Here is a 20,776-nt window from a genome sequence, read left to right as displayed (position 1 = left end):
ACGACAGGTGTGGATCGACTCCCCCCAACAGCCAACCGCGCAGCCGATGTAATTGACAACCATTGTAGGCGACAACTATTTCGTAGGCTGAGATGACCTTCGCGGAGCAACTCGCCTCGCTGCGTCGCACCGTCCGCCGCCACCTCACCGAGAAGCTCGGGGCGCGGACAAGTCGGCCATTCACTCAACTGCTGGCGCTGAAGGTCATTTCCGAGGGAGTGAGCCGGCAGGCGGCGCTCGCGGAGCGGCTGTTGGTGGACGCGCCCGCGGCGAGCCGGCTGGTGGACCGCCTGGAAGAAGATGGGATGGTGGTGCGGCGTGCGGGCTCGGACCGGCGGTGCTTCCGCCTGGAGCTGACGGCGGAGGGCGTGCGCGAGCTGGACCTGCTGATGGACGCGCTGCGGGAGCAGGACGGCGAGCTGGGCGAGTTCCTCCCGGAGCCGGAGCTGCACGAGCTCAAGCGGCTGATGCAGAAACTGCAGTCCGGGCTGGCCCTGCGCGCGGGGGGCGCGGGCTGTTCCGCCGCGGACACGTGTGGACCGGCGCTGGGGCTCGAGCCCGAGAACGGCGAGGGGCCCGGCTCCCGGAAGTGATTCCGGAAGGCCGAGCCCCAGGCTCGTCACGACAAGGTGTCTTCGTCAGGCCTGCTGCGCGGGCTTGGCCTCGGCGTCGGCGGTGGCCTCGGGAGCGGGCGCTTCCGGGGCGGCGGCCTGCGTCTCGGACTCGGCTCGCACGCGGATGGTCTCCTCGGTGCGCTGGTCGCTGGCGGCCATCTCCTCCGGGGTGAGCTCGGTGCGGTCGGCCAGGATGCCGGACTTCTTCTCCAGGTCCTTGATGGCGCGGCGCATGAGGTCGCGCTCCAGCAGGGTCCGGTTCAGGCGCTTCTCCAGCGCCTTGTACTTGTCCTTCATCAGGTCCAGGTCGCCCTTGGTCGCGGCGTAGACGCGCTGCTGCGTGTCCGCGCGGCCCTTGACCCGGCGCACTTCCTTCTCCAGCTCCACGGCGCGCGTGCGGTCCTTGGCGGCGGCCTGCTCCAGGCGGTCCATCTTCTCGCGGTCCGCCTCGCTCAGCTCGCGGATGACGCGGCGGGGCGTGCGGTCCTCGCGGGGGGCCTCGGCGACGGGGGCCACGGGCGCGGCGGCGGCCTCACCCTCCTGGGCGGGAGCCGCGGCGGGCTGCGGGGCGGCGACGGGCGCCGGAGCCTGCGGCTCGCGGCGGCGGCCACGGCCCTCGGTCTCGGTCTTCAGGCGCTGGTTCTCGGTGAGCACCTGCGCCAGCTCCAGGCGGGTCTGCTCGAGCTGGATGGACGCGTTGCGCTCCACCTCGGCGCGCGCCTTGGCCAGGTCCTGGGAGCCCTTGTCGGACTCCTTCGTCTCGAAAATCTTGCGCTTGGCCTGCTTGAGCTGCTCCTTGACCTCTTGGAGCTGCCCACGCTGCTCATCCAGTTCCTTCTGCTTCCGCAGCAGCTCACCTTCCGCCTTCGCGCGCGCGGCCTTGTGGTCGGCTTCCAAGTCGCCACGGGGCGCATTGGAGGATGAAGAGGAGGAGGGGAGCGCGGCCTGCTTCGGGCCGCCGAAGAGATTGAAATACAGAGAGATGGCGAGCCCGACTGCCAGGGCGATGACCAGGACCAACACGGGACGACCTCCACGGGAGGGATCTGCAAAAAGCGGGGCAGCCTAACGCCCAGCACAGGCCCGTCAAGGGTGGGCCGGTGCTATCCCCGGGTTTTGCGCCTCCATGCCCTGTTCCCGCCCGCCGTGCACGCTGGAAATCCACACCCCCACGGGGAGGAGCCGTCCAGGCGGGGACTTCCCCGCTTCGCCGGGAGCCGCGATGCTGCGCCGCCCCGCGCTCCCCTGGAGTACACCCGTCGCATGGCCCACCTGGAGCTGAGACCCAAGCTGCGCGTGTCGAGCTTCCGCAAGCTGGCGGTGGGGAGCTGGGAGACGGCCTATGACCCCACCGTCTACGGGACGCTGACGGTGCGGATGGACCGCGCGCTGGCCTACATGGAGGCCTTCCGGCGGAGCACGGGGCTGGAGCTGACGGTGACCCACCTGGTGCTCAAGGCGCTGGCCCAGGCGCTGCGCCGCTGCCCGGACGCCAACGCGGTGCTGCGCTTCCACCGCATCTACCTGCGCCAGCGCATCACCGTGTCCGCGCTGCTGCGGACGGACGGCGGGCCTGGGGAATGGGCTCCGGTGCGGGTGGAGGACGCGGACCAGAAGGGGCTGCGCGACATCGTCCAGGTGCTGGAGGCCGGGCGCGGAGCGTCGGCGACGCCGCGGGTGGGGCGCTGGCTCGAGTGGATTCCCACGCCGCTGGTGGGGCTGTTCACCCGGTGCGTGTCGTTCCTGGCGGTGACGCTCAACCTGGACCTGGGCCGCTTCGGGCTGCCGAGGGACGCGTTTGGCGCCGCCATCGTCACGGACGTGGGCGCGCTCGGGTTGGATGGGGCCTACCTGCCGCTGGTGCCCTTCACGCGGGTGCCGGTGTTCCTGGCGCCCGGCGCCGTGCGTGACACGCCGGTGGTGGAGGACGGGCGGGTGGTGGTGGGGAAGGTGATGAGCCTCAACGCGTCCATCGACCACCGCTTCATCGACGGCTTCCACGCGGGCGTGCTGGCCACCGCGCTGAAGGAGCTGCTGGAGGACCCCGAGGCCGCGTTCGGTCCACCGGGTGCGGCGGCCTCGGTGGGCTGACGCGGGAGGACGGTCCTCCCACGCCACCCTGTTGCATCAGTAGGCGTATTCCCAACCGCCGCGCGACCTGGAGCCGCCCGTGCTCGCCCTCATGGCGCGCAGCCGGCGCACGCGCTCCGGGATGGGCGGGTGGGTGGCGAAGAGCGACATGACGCCGCCGTGGTGCAGCGGGTTGACGATGAACAGGTGCGACGTCGCCGGGGCCCTGTCGTAGGGCACCCGCTCCGCGCCGCGCTCCAGCTTCAGCAGCGCATCCGCCAGGGCATCCGGGTCTCCAGTCAGCTCGGCGCCCGTCGCGTCCGCGCCATACTCGCGCGAGCGGCTCACGGCGAGCTGCAACAGGGTGGCGGCGACGGGCGCCACCAGCAACAGGCCCAGGTTGGCGAACGCGTTGCCCAGACCGCCCTCCTCGTCATCGCTCCGGCTGAGCATGGAGCCGCCGAAGAAGAAGAGCGTCTGCGCCGCGTAGCTGATGATGCCGGCGAGCGTGGCGGCCACCGTGCCGATGAGCGTGTCGCGGTTGCGCACGTGGCCGAGTTCATGCGCGAGCACACCTTCGAGCTCCCGCTTGTCCAGGATCTGCAGGAGGCCGGACGTCACCGCGACGGCGGCATGCTTCGGGCTACGGCCCGTGGCGAAGGCATTGGGTGCGGCCGTGGGCAGGATGAAGACCTTGGGCTTGGGCATGCCCGCGCGCGCGGCCAGCCGCTCCACCATCTGGTGCAGCCAGGGCGCCTGCTCGTAGGGGAGCGGCTTCGCGCCGTGGATGGCCAAGGCAATCTTGTCGCTGAACCAATACGAGCCGAAGTTCATCACCACGGCGAAGAAGCCGGCGAACATCAGGCCTCGGGCGCCGCCCAGTCGCTGGCCGATGACGAGCACCAGCGCGGTGAGGCCCGCGAGCAGCACCGTCGTCTTGAGGGCGTTGCCCAGGCGGTGCCACCCACCGCCGCCGTGCAGCGCCGGACGTCCGCCGCCGTTCCGGGAAGTGTCGCGGGTGCCAGGGTCAGCCATGTCGTCTCGTTCCTTTCAGCCGCTCAGGGGCTTCAGAAACGTAAACAGGGAGGCGGGCTCGTCAATGAAAGCCCCCCAGCGGCTCCATGAATCCAAGGGGTTGGAGCCTCGGCGGGAGACCGGCCAGGCGGGCGAGGCTCAGTGCGCCTGCGCGCGCAGGGTGGGGCGCAGCCGGATGGGCGGCGAGTCGGGCGCGGGGAGAATCCAGGGCTTGGCGCCCAGGCCATCGACCTCTCGCGCGAGGTCCACGTCCGGGTCCACGAGCAGCTGCGCCGCGCGCCCGTTCAACGACACGCGCGCATCCGCGTGCACCTGGACGGGGCCCAGTCCTCGCGCCTCGAAGTCGCGGGCGATGTGTCGCGCGAGCTGGAGGATGAGGTCGGGCTGGACGGACATCTCCCGCTCTTGAAGTCGCGTGAGGTACTCCCCCGGGGAGACGTGCCACTCGCGCCCCGTGGCCGACTGGATGACGATGAACGTCACGCTGCCGTTCTTCTCGCGCGCCATCACCCGCCAGGAGAAGCGCATGCCCTGCTCATGCCAGAGCACGTTGCCGCCATACAGGTGCGTGCGCAGCGGCATCGCCACCTGGAGGAGCGCATAGGCCAGCACCACACCCAGCGCCGCCTGGCCCTGCCAGCCGGGGACTCGCGGCGCGGGAGCGGGCGGGGGCTCGATGCCCTCCGCGCGCGACACCCCCCGCAGGCGCGCGGCCATGCGGCGCGGCCAGGATGAGTCGAAGAAGACGAGCGCCGCCGTCACCATGATGAACGGGAACATCCCGATGGGGAACAGCAGGGACGTGGCGGCGTGGAAGACCACCACCACGACGTAGGCGAACGGACGCAGCCGGCGCGAGAGCAGGAACGCGGCGATGGTGGTGTCGAAGAGGAAGCCCGACCAGGCCGCGGCATAGGCCACCCAACGCTCCTCGAGCAGCGGGCCCACGAAGGGCATGCTCGTGCGAGCCGCCAGCCAGATGTTGAGGGGCTGCGCGTGGATGAGCCAGTCGGCGGTGAGCTTCGCCAGGCCCGCGAACACGTAGACGACGGTGACCTGGAAGCGCAGCAGCAGCGTGCACCACGCGGGCAGCGTCTCGCTGCGCAGCGCGGGCTTGCGCCACGCGTCGATGGAGAACGCGCGGTGCGCGGGCACGAAGATGAGCAGCCCGAGCAGCAGGCTCACCAGATAGTAGTGGTTCAGGTAGTTGCTGACGTCGACGAGCTGGACGTACGAGAAGGCGACGAAGAGCAGCACCGTCGTCACCCGGTAGAACAGCCCCGCCGTCAGACACAGGCCCAGCACGCCGAGCGCGGCGAACACCGCGTGCATCCACGGCGCGGGCAGCGCGGGCACCCAGTCGAAGCCCCAGTAGGTGAAGTGGAAGCGGGGGCGGGTGAACAGCACGTCCACCCAGCCGTAGGCCAGGAAGCGGATGGACGAGACGGTGATGAGCAGCCCGAGCGCCATCCGGAACGCCACCAGCGCCGCGATGTCGCGCGGTGCGAGCAGCAGGCTCCAGAGGCGTTCGAGACGGGGCCGCTCAGTCATTGTCCCCTTCGACGGACTGGGGCAGCTCCAGGTCCAGCACGGTGACCATCTCCGTCTTCAGCACGTCCGTGACACCCTTGAACGCGTCGTGGAGCGCGCGCACCGAGGCCTTGTCCGCCGCCAGCGCGTCCTTCAGGTCCGCCTCCTCGATGCGGCCCAGCGCGGTCTCCACTCCGACCAGTCGCTCCCGCATCTTCTGTGCGAGTGCCTCCGCGCCGGACGCCGCGAGCAGGTCGTCGAAGCCCGTGCCGGAGTAGCCCTCGCCGCAGCCCTCCGCGAGCAGGCGGAAGCCCTGGAGGTTGGCGCGGAGGTTGGCCTTCGAGCGGTGGGCGAACTGTGACTCCAGATGCTCGGGGCACGACTCCGTCGAGCACTCGCGCAGCCCCAGCGGCCGCGCCAGCTTCAGGTCCTTGCCTTCGCGCTCGAAGTAGAACATCGCGTCGCTGACGGAGTTGAGCGCGGCCTGGCTCGTCGGGAACACGCGGTTGCCGGAGCCCGCCGTCTCCAGCGTCTGGAGGAAGTTGTCCTGGTCCGCCGCCCACGCCTTCACGAGCTGCGCGGCCCGCTGGCTCACGTCCTTGGCCACCACCGCGGCGTAGGCGCGCTTGCGAGCGGCCCGCTCATCCGCGGCCAGCGCCGCCCACGTCCCCTGCGCGACGATGGGCGAAGTGCCCTGGCACGCCGTCGACGCGTCCTCGTGGAACAGGAGATATTCCAGGGCATACAGCCCGCGCCGGCTCACCAGCGACGTGGGGAAGCTCTCCGCCTCGTAGCTCTTGCTGACAATCTGCTCCTCGACGGCGCAGCGGCTCACCAGCGGCCACGAGTAGACGTTGTCGCGAAGCTCCGCGCCGCCCGCCGCGCTGCGCGGTGCCGCCGGGCCCACCTGCATGACTTCCGCCACCTGCCACACGTCCATGGCCTCGTGGTACGCCGCGCGCGCCTGCGCTTGATTCGTCGCATCGGGCTGGCTCGCGTACCGGCTCACCGCCTCCGACAGCGCGACGCTCGCCGTCTGGAACTGACGCGCCGTCTTCTCCACGCACACGCCCGTCGCCTTCAGCAGCGCCACCCGCGCCGTCTCCGTGGGAGTGGGCTCGGTGGGGCCCGGGGTCTCCTTCTTGTCGGACCCCTTGCACCCCGAGATGAAGGCCAGGGCGGCGAGGAGCAGGAACGCGCGGGGGTGGCGCGAGGCGAAGGGGCTCGGCGTCAGGTGGTCCATGGACGGCTTCTTACCCATGAAGTTGCCAATGACAATCAATTTCAAAGTATCGGGGCGGGTTGCCAGCTACCCGGGAGTTGCCGCCTTGACATCTTAAGGGCTCCTGGCTTAGGCAGCCGATCCTTCGATTTTGATAACGATTATCGCTAGCAAGTTACAGAGCATTTCCCAGGGAGAGGGGTTCACGATGTCGAGCCGGATGGAGCAGGGCAGGTCGTTCGCGGGCGTGGCGGTTCTCACGCTGGCGCTGGCGTTCATGGGCAGCGCGTGTGGCGACGACGACCCGAAGGAGCCGCAAGGGACGCCGGACTCGGGCAGCAACCCGGACGCCGGTCAGCCCGACGCGGGGCAGCCTGACTCCGGCCCCGCCGCGGTCGACAGCGACGTGGCGCTGGCTCGCTTCACCGAGAACGGCACGCTGGACACGACGTTCGGCGCGGGCGGCACCGCGCGCGTGGACCTGACCACGGTGTCCGGTGGCACGCGTGACTCCTCCTACGGCCTGGCCGTGGACGGCAACAACCGCCTGGTGGTCTTCGGCAACCGTCGGGGTGACGGTGACCGCGTGGACGCGGACCGCTTCGTGATGCGCTTCACGGCGGACGGTGCCCGTGACACGGCGTTCGCCACCGAGGGTGTGCACACGCTCAACATCAGCAACCTGAGCGACGGCGCGCGCCACGGCATCGTGGACCGCAGCGGCAGGATTGTCGCGTCGGGCTACACCAGCCAGCCGACGGGCGTGGGCGCGCAGGCCGCGAACCGCATCGTCCTGCTGCGTCTGGATGACACGGGCAAGCCGGACAACACCTTCGGGTGGAAGGGCGTCGTGAACTCGGCGCCGTTCCTGGGCCAGAGCGCGGCCAACCCCGAGTGGGGCATGGCCGAGGCGTACGCCGTGGACCAGTTCTCCGACGGCAGCTACGTGACGACGGGCTACGGCCGCAGCGCGGCGTCGGGCACGGTGGACGTGGTGAACTTCCGGTTCACGGCCGCGGGTGTGCGCGACGAGAACTGGGGCACGGGCGGCGTGGCGCTGCTGGACCTCATCGGCGACCAGGACCGCGGTCGCAACCTGATTGTCCTGAATGACGACCGCGTGTTCACGGTGGGCAGCGTGACGCCGTCGGCCGGGAAGGTCGCCGCCATGGTGTTCATGCTGGACAAGAACGGCGCCCGCGACACGACGTTCGCGGCGGAGGGCTACAAGTTCTACGACTTCGAGCGTCCGGAGCAGGCGTTCTTCGGCGTGGCGAAGTCGAAGGATGGCAAGTGGGCGGCCGCCGCGGGTTACCGCACGGGTGCCAGCCAGGACGACGACAGCGTGCTCGCCATCATCCCGGTGGGCGGCACGGGGACGGAGTTCGCCAAGGCGGTTCCCATCTCCGAGACGGAGAATGACCGCTTCACGAGCGTGGCCTTCGACGAGTCCAACCGCGTCTACGCGGCGGGCTACGTCACCGAGGGCGGCGACAACCGCATGGTGATTGCGCGCTACAACACGGACGGCACGCTGGACACCACGTTCGGCGCGGGCGGCATCGTCAAGCACAACTTCGTCGTCGGGAAGGTCGAGGAGGCCGTCCGCGGCATCGTCATCCAGACCGGCGGCAAGGTCGTCGTCGCGGGCACGGCCGACAAGTAGCCGTCGCGCGAGTTCGTAGTACGTAGTGCCCGAGCCGGAGTGGAGGGTCCTCTCGGGGACCCGGCCCCTCCGGCTCGTGGCGTCTGACGCAGTGCCGCCGCACCACCGAGACAAGGGCGTACTTCGCTGATGGCATGGCTCAAGGACAGGTCGAGGCGGGCACGGAGCGCTCTGGCTCCGTTGCTCATGTGGGGATTGGCTTCATCCGCGGTGGCCCAGACGGTGCAGCCCGAGGCGAGCGCGGCTCCAGCCCAGCCCGCGGAGACGGGCCCGGTCGCGCCGGTGGAGGCCGTCGCGCCCTCGGCTCCCGCTGTCGAGCCCCCGCCCGCGCCGGAGCTTCCCGCCGAGACTTCGCCGGTGGCCACGCCCGAGGCCGCGGAGGCGCTCGCGACGCCCGGTGACGCGCCGACGGTGGAGCGTGCCGGAGGCGAGCCGCCCGCGCCCACGGTGGATCTGTTGCCCGAGGCGGACTCGAAGAAGTTCGAGAGCGTGGTGGTGGGGACTTCGGAGACGCGGACGAGCGGCTCGGTCCACATCGTCAAGCCGGCCCAGCTGGAGCGCTACGAGAAGGACGACCCGAGCACCGTGCTGATGAGCGTGCCGGGCGTCTACGCGCGCGGCGAGGACGGCTTCGGCTTGCGGCCCAACGTGGGCCTGCGCGGCGTCAATCCGGACCGCAGCAAGAAGGTCACGCTGCTGGAGGACGGTGTCCTCTTCGGCCCGGCGCCGTACTCCGCGCCCGCGGCCTATTTCTTCCCGCTCGTCACCCGGATGCAGTCGGTGCGCGTGCTCAAGGGCCCGTCGGCCATCCAGCATGGTCCGCAGACGGTGGCGGGCTCGGTGGAGTTCATCACCCGGGACATCCCCGCGTCCGAGTCCGCGTGGCTGGACATCGCTGGCGGCGGCTACCTGTACGGCAAGGCGCACGGCGTCTTCGGCGCGAGCACCGAGCGCGCGGGCTTCCTGGTGGAAGGCATCCACCTGCGCAGCAACGGCTTCAAGGAACTGGACGGAGGCGGCACCACGGGCTTCCGCCGCAACGAGTGGATGGCCAAGGCGCGCTACCGCCTGGTCCCCGAGGGCGAGGTCCGCCAGACGCTCAACATCAAGCTGGGCTACTCGGACGAGCTGTCCAACGAGACGTACCTGGGCCTGTCCGACGAGGACTTCCGCGCCGACCCGCTGCGCCGCTATGCCGCCAGCGCGCTGGACCAGATGAAGTGGCACCGCACCCAGGTGGCCGCCAGCCACGTGCTGGAGTCCGGCTCGCTGGCCATCACCACGACGGCCTACCGCAACGACTTCGCGCGCGTGTGGCGCAAGGTGAACCGCTTCGGCGGCGCCGCCATCGCCAACGTGCTGGCCGACCCGACGAGCGCGCGCAACGCCATCTACTACGGCGTGCTCACCGGACAGCTCGACACGTCGTCCACCCAGGACACGCTGTTCATCGGCCCCAATGACCGCAGCTTCGTCTCCCAGGGCGTCCAGAGCGTCGCGCGGTGGAGCACCACCACCGGGCCGCTGAGTCACAGCATCGAAGTGGGCGCCCGCTTCCACTACGACAGCATCGACCGGAAGCACTCCGAGGACGCCTACAACATGGAGGGGGGCGAGCTGGTCCGCGCTGGCGAGCCCACGTTCATCACCGCGAGCAACAAGGACGCCACCCACGCCATCGCGTTGCATGTGACGGACGCCATCGCCTGGGGCCCGTTCGTGCTGACTCCAGGATTGCGCCTGGAGATCATCCGCTCGCGCGCGGCGGACCGGCTCAAGGGTGAGGCCAAGGAGGGCTCGCTGGAGGTGCTGATGCCCGGCATGGGCGCGTATGGCGCGGTGACGCCCGAGCTGGGCTTCTTCGCCGGCGCGTACCGGGGCTTCTCGCCTCCGTCGCCGGGCCAGCCGGACTCGGTGAAGCCGGAGAAGAGCATCAACTACGAAGGCGGTGCCCGCTGGACGCGCCGAGGTGAGCGCTTCGAGGTCGTCGGCTTCTTCAACGACTACACGAACCTCACCGCCATCTGCACCTTCTCTGGCGGCTGCGTGGATGAGGACCTGGACCGGCAGACGGACGCGGGGCGCGCGCAAATCTTCGGACTGGAGGTCTACGCGGAGAAGACCTTCCGGCCCGGCGGCGGACTGACCTTCCCGCTCTCCGCTTCGTACACGCTCACGAGCACGGAGCTGCTGAACGACTTCCGCTCGGCGGACCCCCAGTTCGGCGCGGTGAAGGCGGGAGACGAGCTGCCGTACGTGCCTCACCACCAGGTGTTCGCCTCGGCGGGTGTGGAAGGCGCGCTGGGCGGCGTGTTCGTCAGCGCGCTCTACATCGACAGCATGCGCGAGAAGGCCGGGCAGGGTGAGGCCGCTCCGGGGGAGCTGACCGACTCGCTGCTGACGTTCGATGTGAACGCGAACTGGAACTTCACGCGCTGGGGGCAGCTCTACCTGAGCGCGCGCAACGTGCTGGACGCGGAGGACATCGTCTCGCGGCGTCCCTATGGCGCTCGTCCCAACGCGCCGCGCACGGTGATTCTGGGCTTCAAGCTCGCGCACAACTGAGTGGCGAGAACCGCGCGCGCCCTGGCTTCACCTGGCCAGGGCGTGCCGTGAAGGCTCAGAGGTAGAAGCGGTCCGTCACGCCCGCGGTGCGCTGGAGGATGGCGCTCCAGCCCAGCCACAGCTCGATGCCGCTGCGGGCGGTCTCCGACTCGGCACCCAGCGCACCGAGCGAGCCCGTGCAGCCGGCGAGCGTGCACAGGCCCGACTCCTTCAGGTGCTCCAGCAGCGCGCGGAGCGTGGGCATGCCGCGCGACTCGAAGCGCTCGGAGATGTCGTCGCGGCCCTCGAAGTCCGGCTCATCCAGTGAGCCCTTCAAGAACCGCTCGAGTGCCCACCAGAAGAGGTACACCTCCGCGCGCCGCCCGGACGCGGTCGCCGCGGCGGCGATGGACAGTCCCTGGTGGACCCGGTCGTAGTCTCCGCCGTGCAGGAAGACGACGACCTTGGGCAATGCGGGCGCGCTCACGCGGGGCCTCATACCGTCCAGCAGCCGCATCCGTCCATTGGCGTCCCGCAGCGAACCGCTCGGGGTCCTTTGGCTTGCACCGCTCCCCTGGCGCTTGCTAGGAAACCCGCGCCCCTTCAAGCACTTACACGACTTGAGGGTTTTCGGGGACGGACCGGCTCAGCCATGGTCGAGGACATCACAGCACGGCGTAAGGACGCTCACCTCGACTTGTGCGCCAAGGGCGAGGTGGAGCCCGTCGAGAACAGCACCCTGCTGGAGCACGTGCACCTGGTCCACTGCGCCATGCCGGAGATGGCCGTGGAGGACGTGGACCTCTCCACTCCGTTCCTGGGCAAGCAGCTGCGCTACCCGTTGCTCGTCACCGGAATGACGGGCGGCACCGAGCGAGCAGGCGCGGTCAATCGTGACCTCGCCCTGGTCGCCGAGCGCCATGGCCTGGCCTTTGGTGTGGGCAGTCAGCGCGCCATGGCCGAGGACGCGGCGAGGGCGGTGACGTTCCAGGTGCGGCAGGTGGCCCCCACGGTGGCGCTGCTGGGGAACATCGGGATGTACCAGGCGGTGGGGTTGGGCGTGGACGGGGTGCGGCGGTTGATGGATGCGATTGGCGCGGATGGAATCGCGCTGCACCTCAACGCCGGGCAGGAATTGACCCAGCCGGAAGGCGACCGGGATTTCCGAGGCGGTTACGAGATAGTGCGGGCGTTGGTGGGAGCGCTGGGCGAGCGGCTCTTGGTGAAGGAGACCGGGTGTGGCATTGGCCCGGAGGTGGCTCGCCGGCTGGTGGAGTTGGGGGTGCGCAACCTGGATGTGTCCGGGCTGGGCGGCACTTCGTGGGTTCGGGTGGAACAGCTTCGGGCCTCGGGCGTACAAGCCAAGGTGGGGGCGGAGTTCAGCACGTGGGGGATTCCCACGGCGGCGGCGGTGGCGACGGTGCGCACGGCGGTGGGGTCGCAGGTCCGACTGGTGGGCAGTGGTGGGATTCGCACCGGGTTGGAGGTCGCGAAGGTGCTGGCGCTGGGGGCGGACCTGGCGGGCATGGCGCTCCCGCTGTTCCGGGCGCAGCAGGAGGGCGGGGTGGAGGGGGCGGAGCGGGCCTTGGAGGTCATCCTCACGGGGCTGCGGCATGCGCTGGTGCTGACGGGGAGCAGGAGCTGCGCGGAGTTGCGGCGGCGTCCTCGGGTGGTGGGCGGGGTCTTGAAGGATTGGATGGCGGCGCTGTAGTGCGGGTGTCCGTCGACGTGGGAAAGAAGGAAGACTCAATATGTCTGAGACGGTGACGTCCCGGCTCGCCGGGTTCCACAAGCTGCCGATGGACGAGCGCCTCGCGCAGCTCGCCCGCATGTTCCGGCTGTCGCCCGGTGACTTGGAGCAGCTGCGTGGGACCGAGGCCCTGCAACCGGTGCTGGCCAACCAGATGATTGAGAACGCGGTGGGGACCTTCTCCCTGCCGCTGGGCCTGGGGCTCAACCTCCAGGTCAACGGGCGCGACTACCTGGTCCCCATGGCGGTGGAGGAGCCGTCCGTGGTGGCCGCGGTGTCGTTCGCCGCGAAGATCGTCCGCGAGGCTGGCGGCTTCATCGCCGAGGCCGACGAGTCGATGATGATTGGCCAGATCCAGGTCACGCGGTACGGCGACCCGACCGAGGCCACGGAGAAGATTCTCGCGCACAAGGAGCAGATCCTCGCGCTGGCCAACAGCTTCCACCCGGCCATGGTGGCCCGTGGCGGCGGCGCCAAGGACGTGGAGGTTCGCGTGCTGCCGGCCCCCGAGGGCCCGCGCGGTGAGCCGCTGCTCGTCGTCCACGTCCTCATCGACACGCAGGAGGCGATGGGGGCCAACCTCATCAACACCGTGGCGGAGGGCGTGGCGCCGCTCGTGGAGCAGATTACGGGCGGCAAGGTGTACCTGCGCATCCTCTCCAACCTGGCGGACCGCCGGCTGTCGCGCGCCACGTGCCGCATTCCGCTGTCGCTCCTGGCGGACTTCGAGATGCCCGGTGAGGTCATCGCCGAGGGCATCGCGCAGGCCAGCCGCTTCGCGGAGGCGGACCCGTACCGCGCGGCCACGCACAACAAGGGCGTGATGAACGGCATCGACTCGGTGGCCATCGCCACGGGTCAGGACTGGCGCGCCATCGAAGCGGGCGCGCACGCGTTCGCCTGCCGCGGCGGCCAGTACCGTCCGCTCTCGACGTGGTACCTGGAGGAAGGGCACCTGGTGGGCCGCATCGAGCTGCCCATGGCGCTGGGCATGGTGGGTGGCCCCATCAAGGTGCACCCGGGCGTGCAACTGGCGCTCAAGCTCGTGCGCGCGAACAGCGTGCGGGAGCTGTCCATGGTGTTCGCGGCGGTGGGGCTCGCGCAGAACTTCGCGGCGCTCCGGGCGCTGGGCAGCATCGGCATCCAGAAGGGCCACATGGCACTGCACGCGCGCTGCGTGGCGGTGACGGCGGGCGCGCGCGGGGACTGGGTGGAGAAGCTCGCGGACCTGCTGGTGAAGGCGGGGCACGTGAAGGTGGAGAAGGCGCGGGAGATTCTCGCGAGCCTGTCCGCCGAGGACGCCGCGGCAGCCACCGGTACGACACTCTGAGCGCCGTGGCCCCTGGAAATTCCCTGTCCACGTTTGGCGCTGGCAAGGTCATCCTCCTGGGTGAGCACAGCGTCGTCTATGGCCACCCCGCGCTGGCGGGCCCGCTGTCCCAGGGGGTGAAGGCGCGAGGCGTGCCGGCGAAGAAGTGCCAGCTCGTCCTGCCCTCCACGCTGAACCGGGCGCAGCGGACGCTGTTGCAGGGCGCCTTCAGCCGCGCGGCGAAGCTCGTGGGTGAGCCTCCCGTGAAGGTGTCGTTGGACCCGGAGCTGCCGCTGGCCGTGGGGCTGGGCAGCTCCGCGGCGCTGTCCGTCGCGTGCGCGCGCATGCTGCTGCTCGCCGCGGGCAAGCCGCCTTCGTCCAAGGAGGCCGCGCGCCTGGCGTGGGCGATGGAGCAGGAGTTCCACGGCACGCCCTCCGGCGTGGACCACACGACGAGCGCGGAGGAGCAGCTCTTGCTCTACCGCAAGCAGCCGGGTGCGTCCTCGGTGGGCAAGGGCAAGACGGTGGAGAGTCCGCGCGCGCTGAAGGTGGTGGTGGCGCTGGCGGGCGAGCGCAGCCCCACGAAGAAGACGGTGGCGGCGTTGCGGCAGCGACAGGCGCGCTGGCCGGAGCGCTACCAGCGCATCTTCAAGGAGATGGGGAAGCTGGCGTCGGAGGGGGCGAAGGCGGTGGAGGCGGGAGACCTGGAGGCGCTGGGTGACGCGATGAACGTCAACCAGGGGCTCCTGTCCGCGCTGGGCCTGTCTTCGACGCCGTTGGAAGAGATGGTGTATCGACTGCGGAGCCTGGGCGCGCTGGGCGCCAAGCTCACCGGCGCGGGTGGGGACGGCGGGGCCGTGGTCGGTCTGTTCACTGATCCTGAGTCCGCGGTGGTCCAGCTCACGCGGCAAGGTGTGCGCTGCTTCAGCAGCCAGCTCGCGGGACCGCGGGCGTCGTGAGAGTTCCCATGAAAGCCACAGCCCTGGCGCATCCCAACATCGCCCTGGTGAAGTACTGGGGGAAGCGGGACGACGCGCTGATTCTTCCGCACCAGTCCAGCCTGTCCATGACGCTCTCGCCGCTGTCGGTGACGACGACGGTGGAGTTCGGCGTGGCGACGGATGCGGTGGACATCAATGGCCACACCGCGAAGGGCAGCGAGCGCGAGCGCGTGCTGAAGCTCCTGGAGTCGGTGCGCGCGCAGACGAAGCAGGACCTGGGGCCCGCGAAGGTGGTGTCGCGCGGAGACTTCCCCATGGCGGCGGGACTGGCCAGCAGCGCCGCGGGCTTCGCGGCGCTGGCGGTGGCGGGTCGCGCGGCGGCGGGGCTCCCGTCGGATGCGCGCGCGGCGAGCATCCTGGCGCGGCTGGGCAGTGGCTCCGCGTGCCGCAGCGTGGAGGGGGGCTTCTGCGAGTGGCTGCGCGGCGAGCGTCCGGATGGCGAGGACAGCTACGCGGTGCAGCGCTTCGATGCGGCGCACTGGCCGGACCTGCGCATGGTGGTGGCTGTCGTCGACCGGGGCGAGAAGGACGTGAAGTCCCGCGACGGCATGAAGCAGACGGTGGAGACCAGTCCGTACTACCCGGCCTGGGTGCGCGACGCGGAGGCGGAGGTGCCTCGCGCGCGTGAGCTCATCGCCCGGAAGGACCTGCAGGGGCTGGGAGAGCTGTGTGAGCGCAACGCGTGGCGGATGCATGCCACGTCGCTCGCGGCCGACCCACCGCTCTGCTACCTCAACGCGGGCACGCTGGGACTCATCCAGCAGCTGCGCGAGGCGCGCAAGAAGGGCGTGCCCGTCTGGTTCACGCTGGACGCGGGGCCCAACCCGGTGCTGCTGACCAACGCCGCGAACGAGGTGGCGGCGGAGGCGCTGGCGCGGGCGTGCGGCGCGCTCGACGTGGTCCGCTGCGTGCCCGGTGGCGACGCGGTGCTGAAGCAGGAGCACCTGTTCTGATGGACCGCGCCCTCTCGGCGCCGGGCAAGCTGTTCGTCTCCGGCGAGTACGCGGTGCTGTGGGGCGGGGTGGCGCGAGTGGCGGCGGTGGCGCCCCGCACCGAGGCCTATGTGCGGCGGCGCGAGGATGCGCGTGTCCACGTCTGCCTGGAGGAAGGGACGCTCGCGGGCAGCGTGACGCCCAAGGGAGTGCGCTGGGCACGCGAGGTGCCGCAGGGCTTTCTCTTCGTGGCGCGTGCGCTCGATGAGGCGCTGCGAGCGCATGGCCGCGCGAGCCAGGGCTTCGACCTCGCGATAGCGCCCTCCGCGGTGGGCCCCAATGGCCAGAAGCTGGGCATGGGCGGCAGCGCGTGTGCGACGGTGCTCGCGGCGGAAGGTGCTCGCTACGTGCTCGAGGAGCGCCACGACACGCTGAAGCTCGCGCTGCTGGCGCACACGCTGGGGCAGGGCGGCAAGGGCAGCGGCGGCGACGTGGCGGCGAGCTTCGCGGGAGGAGTGCTGCGGTATCGGCGCTACGACGTGTCGCCGCTGGTCGACGCGAGCAACGGTGGGCGGCTTGGGGCCGCGCTGGTGGAGTCCCCCTCGGTGGACGTGTGGCGCCTGCCCGTGCCTCGCGTGGCCATGGCGTATGCGTTCACGGGCGAGAGTGCTTCCACGAAGGTGTTGATCGGCCAGGTGGAGGCGCGGCTGGAGGAGGTGGGCCGGCGCGCCTTCGTGGCTCGCTCGGACACGGTGGGGCAGTCCGTGGAGGAGGGCCTCGCGGGGGGCGACTTCCGCGCCTTCACCGAGGCCGTGACAGCGCAGCACGCGCTGCTGCTGGAGCTGGGCCCGCTGGAGACGGAGGCCATGCGGCGCGTGCTGTCGATGGCGTCCGCCTACGGCTGCGCGGGCAAGCTGTCGGGCGCGGGGGGGGGAGACGGCTGCATCCTCTTCGCACCGGACGCGGAGGCGCGCGCCGAGCTGTGCAAGGGACTGGAGGCTCGCGGCTTCCACACCCTGCTGCTGGAGCCCGAGTCCGGCGTCCGCGGAGAGACGCACGTGGACGCGCGGCTTCGCGCGTGGATGGACGCGCTCGTCTGAGTCAGAACATGTGACCGAAGGTGACGTAGACGCGCTGGCGTCCCGTCTCCGTCGAGCGTGCGTAGTCCAGGCGGACGATGGCGGCGCGCCGGGACAGGCGCACGCCTCCGCCGATGCCCGGGTGCCACTCGTGCCACTCGCCGTCCGGGACGCCCGGGTGCCACACGCGGCCCAGGTCCAGGAACATCACCGCGCCCACCTTCATGCTCTTGCCGAACACCTGGAGGTTCGTGGCGTGGAAGCGCAGCTCCGTGTTGGTGAACGCCTTGATGTTGCCGGAGAAGCGGTTGCGCTCGATGCCGCGCACGCTGCTCATGCCGCCGATGCCCTCGGACACGTTGACGCCGCCCGTGTTGCTCCACTCGAAGAACGGGACGTCGCCGAACAGCATGTCCAACGTCAGCCGCTGCGCCAGCGTCAGGCGCGAGGACAGCCGCACGTAGCGGCGCTCGCTCAAGGTGATGCCCGCGTACTGGTAGCGGCTGCCCGTGGCTTGTCCGGAGACGCGCAAGGCAATCTCCTCCACGCCCCCCTCCAGCGGGTCCGTCTCGTCGTCGCGCGTGTCCCACAGCGCGCCGACCAGGAGCTGGCCCGTGGAGCCGCCCTCGATTCCGAGCGGACGCTGCTGCGTCAGCATGGAGTGGTCATACGCATCCACGCTCGTGTAGCGCCACGCGTAGCCGACGTAGGACTGGAGCGGATGCTCGGGGCCGAAGGGCCGGCCGCGCAGGCGGAACCACCCGCCGGGCGCGCCCTTGTCGAAGGCGTAGCGCTCATTGTCCACGTCGCCGCGGAAGTCCGGTGCGGACAGGTTGCCCGCACCGAAGAAGGGGCTGCGCAGCTCCCGCTTGTACTCGAGCCCCGCCTCCAGCCGCAGCGGCCCGATGAGCCGAGGTCCGTCGTAGCGCAGGTAGTGGCTCTGCACGCCTCGGCTGCTGAACAACACCTGCGCGCCGATGCCGTGCGCGTACGGCGTCTTGCCCGGGCCGTACAGGTAGATGCCGCCGACCGCGCCGTAGCTCAGCCCGTGGTCGGAGCTGAACGTCATCATCGGCAGCGCGATGATGTCCGAGCCGGAGTCCGTCTGCGTGGGGGGCAGTCCTGGTGCTGGCCGGGAAGGCGACTTCACCGGCGCGGCGGCAAGAATGACGAGCAGGACAGCGGGAAGGAGCATGGGGACCGTGGTGACGCGTCACTGTGTCGGAACCATCCCGACAGAAGGACGGCGCTACTTGCCCGCCTGCATTCCAGGAGGGCTGCCTTCGACTGAAGGCGGCCGTCCCCCCAAGTGCTCATTTTGGCTGCTGGGGGAGGGGAGCCGTCAACGTGAGTGCTGCCATGACTCCAACTTCTGGGATGTGGGCGAGTGCGCTTGCACGGCGGATTCGCTCAAAAGTTCCGCCCGTGGCGGCGCATGGGCGCAGGAACCTGTTGATTGTCCACCTTGACGGCGTACCCAAAGCCCTCCTGGACGAGGCGATGGTTGCCGGCCAACTGCCGTTCTTCTCCCGACTCATCCGGTCCGGCGAGTTTCACCTGGATGACGCCTTTTGGGGCTCTCCGACCTCGACGCCGTACTTCCAAGCGGGGCTCCTGTACGGGCTGAGGCACTCCAACCTGCCGGCGTACTCGTGGTTCGACCGTGCGCTGGGGCGCGAGCTGCGGATGAACGTGCCCTCGGACGCGCTGGAAGTCGAGCGGCGGCTGCGGGGCACCGGGCGCGACAGCCTGTTGGATGGCGGAGGCCATGGGTACTTCACGCTGTTCCGTGCGGGCGCGGAGAACGCGCTGAGCATGAGCACGCTGGGCAGCCTGAAGCTGATGGCCCACGCCTTCTCCTTCGAGATGCTGGGGCTGTCCTCGGCGAGGACTCGAAGTGTCTGGTCCTTCTTGCGCTCGTTGGGTGTGGAGGCGTGGCGCGCGGCGCGGGAGACGGTGCGGTGGGCGCGCGCGCTGGGGAGCTGGAGCCACGAGAGCGCCTTCCTCGCCAGCCGCATCTTCTTCCAGCGATTGGGGTGGAGCTTCGCGCACACCAAGGCCTTGGTGGACATGGCGCGCGGCGTGCCCGTCATCTACCTGGTGTACGGCAACTACGACGAGACGGCGCATCGCAGAGGTCCCCGCTCGCCGCTGGCGCGCTCGGAGCTGCACCGCGTGGATGCGTACCTCGCGGAGCTCTACGCGATGGCGCGCGCGGTGGAGCGGCCCTACGACGTCGTCATCCTCTCGGACCACGGCCACGTGGACAGTGTTCCCCTGGAGCAGCGGCAGGGCGCACGGCTGAAGTCCGTGCTCTTCGATGAGGGGCCCGCCGTGCCGCTCTCCGACGATGTGGCGCGCGGCTTGTGTGATGGACGCTCTCGGCCGGAGCAGGACGTGCGTCCTCGTGAGCCCTTCACGCCCGTGGTCGTCGAGTGCGGCAACTTCGCCCACGTCTATCTCTCCGGTGAGCGCGAGGCGCTGGACGCACACGACGTGTTGGCGCGCTACCCGGACATGCTGGCGCGCGCGACGCGAAACCCCGACGTGGGGCTGGTCGCGATGAAGCGAGGCCCCTCCGCCGCGCTGGTGGTGCAGGGCGGCGTCTATGGCTTGGAGGACCTGGAGCGCGCGCCGCTGGCCTCCGAGTTCAGCCGCCCCGCCGTGAGGGACTTCCTCCGAGGTCTGCCCTCCATGAAGACGGCGGGAGACCTGGTGCTCTTCGGCGAAGCGGTGCGCCGAGGCGGCACGGTGGGCTTCGCCTGGGAGTTCGGCTCGCACGGGGGGCTGACGCGCACGGAGGCCAACAGCCTGGTGTGCTGGCCCGCGGATGCCCCCGTGGACCTGTCCGGCTTGAGCCACTGCGCGGACCTGCATGACCGGCTCGCCGAGGCCTACCTGGAGCCCGCGCATCGCTTGCGGTGGGCACCGTGACTCGGGTGCCACGGCCGTCACCGAGAGGCGGGAGTCTCTCCAAGGTGTTGTTCGTGGTGCTGGGGACGCTGTTCTCCCTGGTGCTGCTCTCCACGGCCTTCTTCCGCTGGAACCCGCGCGGGCCGGGGCCGCTGCTGGTGCCGCGCTTCTCGTTCGCGGACTTCCTGGGGGACCTGCCCGGGCACCTCGTCTGGCTGATTCCCTTCGTGCTGCTCCAGGGGAGTGTCATCCCGCTGCGGGCCGTGCAGTGGCAGAGCACGCTGCGCAAGCGGGTGCCCTTCCGGGAGCGCTACCACCTGGTGGCCATCGGCGCCTTCGCCCACAACGTGCTGCCGGGGAAGCTGGGGGACATCCTCCGCGCGTTCCTCCTGTCGCGCACCGAGCGCATCCCGTTCCTGCTCTGCCTGGGCACGGTGGCCGTCTGCAAGCTGATGGAGTTCGCCGCGCTGATGCTGGTGGTGTCGCTCTCCCTGCTCGGGCCCTTCGGCGACACGCTGTCCCGCTTCCAGGGGCAGCTCCAGGTGGCCGTGTTCCTGTGCGTGGGGCTGGTGGTCCTCGTCGTGCTCCTGGCCCGAGGCGCCACGCCCCTGGCGGCCTGGCTCCATCGCCGCCACCGCTTCCCCCGCCTGGAGGGCTTCCTCCACCACGTCAGCGACGGGCTGGGCTCGGCGCGCTCCTTTGGAGGCATGGCGAAGGTGCTCTTCTTCTCGACGGGGCCGGTGCTCGCGTCGGTGCTGGCCTACGGGCTGGCGCTCCAGGGGCTGGCCATCCCCGGAGGTCTCTTCGCGGGCGCGGTGGTGCTGGGCGCCATCTCCCTGGGGCAGGCGCTGCCGGGGGTGCCCGCGGGCATGGGGCTCTACTACTTCGTCACGAGCTGGGCGGCGCGCAGCCTGGGCTCATCTCCAGAAGACGCGGCGGCCTTCGCCACGCTCACCCACCTGGGGACGGTGCTCAGCCAGGCGGGAGTGGGGGCCGTCTCCGTCTACGTCCGGAAGATTCGGATTCGAGATCTCCGGAAGGGCGGGAGCCTGGCGCGCGAGGCGGCGCAGCACGTGGCCCACGAGTCCGTCGAGCCCGCGCGAACGTGAGC

Annotated in this window: 17 protein-coding genes; 11 read left to right on the top strand and 6 right to left on the bottom strand. The window is 70.4% G+C overall.

Annotated elements, in window-relative coordinates; all coding sequences use genetic code 11:
• Window positions 1-92: 92 nt before the first annotated feature.
• Entirely contained in the window at window positions 93-593 is a 501-nt protein-coding gene (locus tag MYSTI_RS27350) for a MarR family winged helix-turn-helix transcriptional regulator (protein WP_015351048.1), read from the top strand.
• A gap of 45 nt (window positions 594-638) precedes the next feature.
• Here the strand turns inward: MYSTI_RS27350 and MYSTI_RS27345 are convergent, their stop codons facing one another.
• Complete coding sequence (locus tag MYSTI_RS27345) at window positions 639-1,637, bottom strand: coiled-coil domain-containing protein (RefSeq protein ID WP_015351047.1); 999 nt, start codon at window positions 1,635-1,637, stop codon at window positions 639-641.
• Window positions 1,638-1,877: 240 nt separating this feature from the next.
• Here MYSTI_RS27345 and MYSTI_RS27340 point away from each other — a divergent pair, with 240 nt between their 5' ends.
• Window positions 1,878-2,705 carry a 2-oxo acid dehydrogenase subunit E2 gene (locus tag MYSTI_RS27340; RefSeq protein WP_015351046.1) on the top strand — a complete coding sequence of 276 codons (828 nt, stop codon included), beginning with the start codon at window positions 1,878-1,880 and terminating at the stop codon, window positions 2,703-2,705.
• 36 nt (window positions 2,706-2,741) lie between these two features.
• On the opposite strand, the gene MYSTI_RS27335 is transcribed toward MYSTI_RS27340, so the two are convergent.
• The 3 genes from MYSTI_RS27335 to MYSTI_RS27325 all read right to left on the bottom strand — a co-directional run bounded on the left by MYSTI_RS27335 (window position 2,742) and on the right by MYSTI_RS27325 (window position 6,492).
• Window positions 2,742-3,719 (bottom strand): zinc metalloprotease HtpX, encoded by a 978-nt coding sequence (locus MYSTI_RS27335; protein ID WP_015351045.1) that lies wholly within the window; start codon window positions 3,717-3,719, stop codon window positions 2,742-2,744.
• Between the two features lie 138 nt (window positions 3,720-3,857).
• A complete protein-coding gene (locus MYSTI_RS27330) occupies window positions 3,858-5,270 on the bottom strand; it encodes an HTTM domain-containing protein (protein WP_015351044.1) in 1,413 nt (470 codons plus the stop codon).
• The gene (locus MYSTI_RS27325; protein WP_144370160.1) at window positions 5,263-6,492 is read right to left on the bottom strand and encodes an imelysin family protein; all 1,230 of its coding nucleotides are present in this window, start codon (window positions 6,490-6,492) and stop codon (window positions 5,263-5,265) included. The genes MYSTI_RS27330 and MYSTI_RS27325 overlap by 8 nt, the downstream gene beginning before the upstream one ends.
• A 187-nt stretch (window positions 6,493-6,679) precedes the next feature.
• On the opposite strand from MYSTI_RS27325, the gene MYSTI_RS27320 reads away from it, so the two are divergent.
• Both MYSTI_RS27320 and MYSTI_RS27315 read left to right on the top strand, forming a co-directional pair.
• Window positions 6,680-8,137 (top strand): delta-60 repeat-containing protein, encoded by a 1,458-nt coding sequence (locus tag MYSTI_RS27320; protein WP_015351042.1) that lies wholly within the window; start codon window positions 6,680-6,682, stop codon window positions 8,135-8,137.
• Window positions 8,138-8,323: 186 nt separating this feature from the next.
• Window positions 8,324-10,702, top strand: coding sequence for a TonB-dependent receptor family protein (locus MYSTI_RS27315; RefSeq protein ID WP_015351041.1), 2,379 nt, complete (start codon window positions 8,324-8,326; stop codon window positions 10,700-10,702).
• Window positions 10,703-10,757: 55 nt separating this feature from the next.
• Here MYSTI_RS27315 and MYSTI_RS27310 read toward each other — a convergent pair whose 3' ends face one another.
• Window positions 10,758-11,180 (bottom strand): hypothetical protein, encoded by a 423-nt coding sequence (locus MYSTI_RS27310; RefSeq protein WP_044900671.1) that lies wholly within the window; start codon window positions 11,178-11,180, stop codon window positions 10,758-10,760.
• A gap of 153 nt (window positions 11,181-11,333) precedes the next feature.
• On the opposite strand from MYSTI_RS27310, the gene fni reads away from it, so the two are divergent.
• The 5 genes from fni to MYSTI_RS27285 are packed head-to-tail and all read left to right on the top strand — an operon-like array spanning window position 11,334 to window position 16,773.
• On the top strand, window positions 11,334-12,392 hold the full coding sequence (gene fni / locus MYSTI_RS27305; RefSeq protein ID WP_015351039.1) for a type 2 isopentenyl-diphosphate Delta-isomerase: 1,059 nt from the start codon (window positions 11,334-11,336) through the stop codon (window positions 12,390-12,392).
• Window positions 12,373-13,761 (top strand): hydroxymethylglutaryl-CoA reductase, encoded by a 1,389-nt coding sequence (locus tag MYSTI_RS27300; RefSeq protein WP_267881071.1) that lies wholly within the window; start codon window positions 12,373-12,375, stop codon window positions 13,759-13,761. The genes fni and MYSTI_RS27300 overlap by 20 nt, the downstream gene beginning before the upstream one ends.
• Window positions 13,762-13,766: 5 nt before the next feature.
• On the top strand, window positions 13,767-14,699 hold the full coding sequence (gene mvk / locus MYSTI_RS27295; protein WP_015351037.1) for a mevalonate kinase: 933 nt from the start codon (window positions 13,767-13,769) through the stop codon (window positions 14,697-14,699).
• A gap of 8 nt (window positions 14,700-14,707) precedes the next feature.
• Window positions 14,708-15,694, top strand: coding sequence for a diphosphomevalonate decarboxylase (gene mvaD, locus MYSTI_RS27290; RefSeq protein ID WP_015351036.1), 987 nt, complete (start codon window positions 14,708-14,710; stop codon window positions 15,692-15,694).
• Window positions 15,694-16,773 carry a mevalonate kinase family protein gene (locus MYSTI_RS27285; RefSeq protein WP_015351035.1) on the top strand — a complete coding sequence of 360 codons (1,080 nt, stop codon included), beginning with the start codon at window positions 15,694-15,696 and terminating at the stop codon, window positions 16,771-16,773. Before mvaD ends, MYSTI_RS27285 begins: the two co-directional genes overlap by 1 nt.
• Window position 16,774: 1 nt before the next feature.
• Here the strand turns inward: MYSTI_RS27285 and omp85 are convergent, their stop codons facing one another.
• Window positions 16,775-17,947 (bottom strand): Omp85 family outer membrane protein, encoded by a 1,173-nt coding sequence (gene omp85 / locus MYSTI_RS27280; protein WP_015351034.1) that lies wholly within the window; start codon window positions 17,945-17,947, stop codon window positions 16,775-16,777.
• A 305-nt stretch (window positions 17,948-18,252) separates the two neighbouring features.
• Here omp85 and MYSTI_RS27275 point away from each other — a divergent pair, with 305 nt between their 5' ends.
• Window positions 18,253-19,686 carry an alkaline phosphatase family protein gene (locus MYSTI_RS27275; RefSeq protein ID WP_015351033.1) on the top strand — a complete coding sequence of 478 codons (1,434 nt, stop codon included), beginning with the start codon at window positions 18,253-18,255 and terminating at the stop codon, window positions 19,684-19,686.
• Between the two features lie 44 nt (window positions 19,687-19,730).
• Window positions 19,731-20,774 (top strand): lysylphosphatidylglycerol synthase transmembrane domain-containing protein, encoded by a 1,044-nt coding sequence (locus MYSTI_RS27270; protein WP_015351032.1) that lies wholly within the window; start codon window positions 19,731-19,733, stop codon window positions 20,772-20,774.
• Window positions 20,775-20,776 lie beyond the last annotated feature (2 nt).

The sequence above is a fragment of the Myxococcus stipitatus DSM 14675 genome, from assembly GCF_000331735.1.
Classification (GTDB): Bacteria; Myxococcota; Myxococcia; order Myxococcales; family Myxococcaceae; genus Myxococcus; species Myxococcus stipitatus.
The sequence above is the reverse complement of the archived record's forward strand: the minus strand, read 5'-3'. Positions and strand labels throughout refer to the sequence as shown.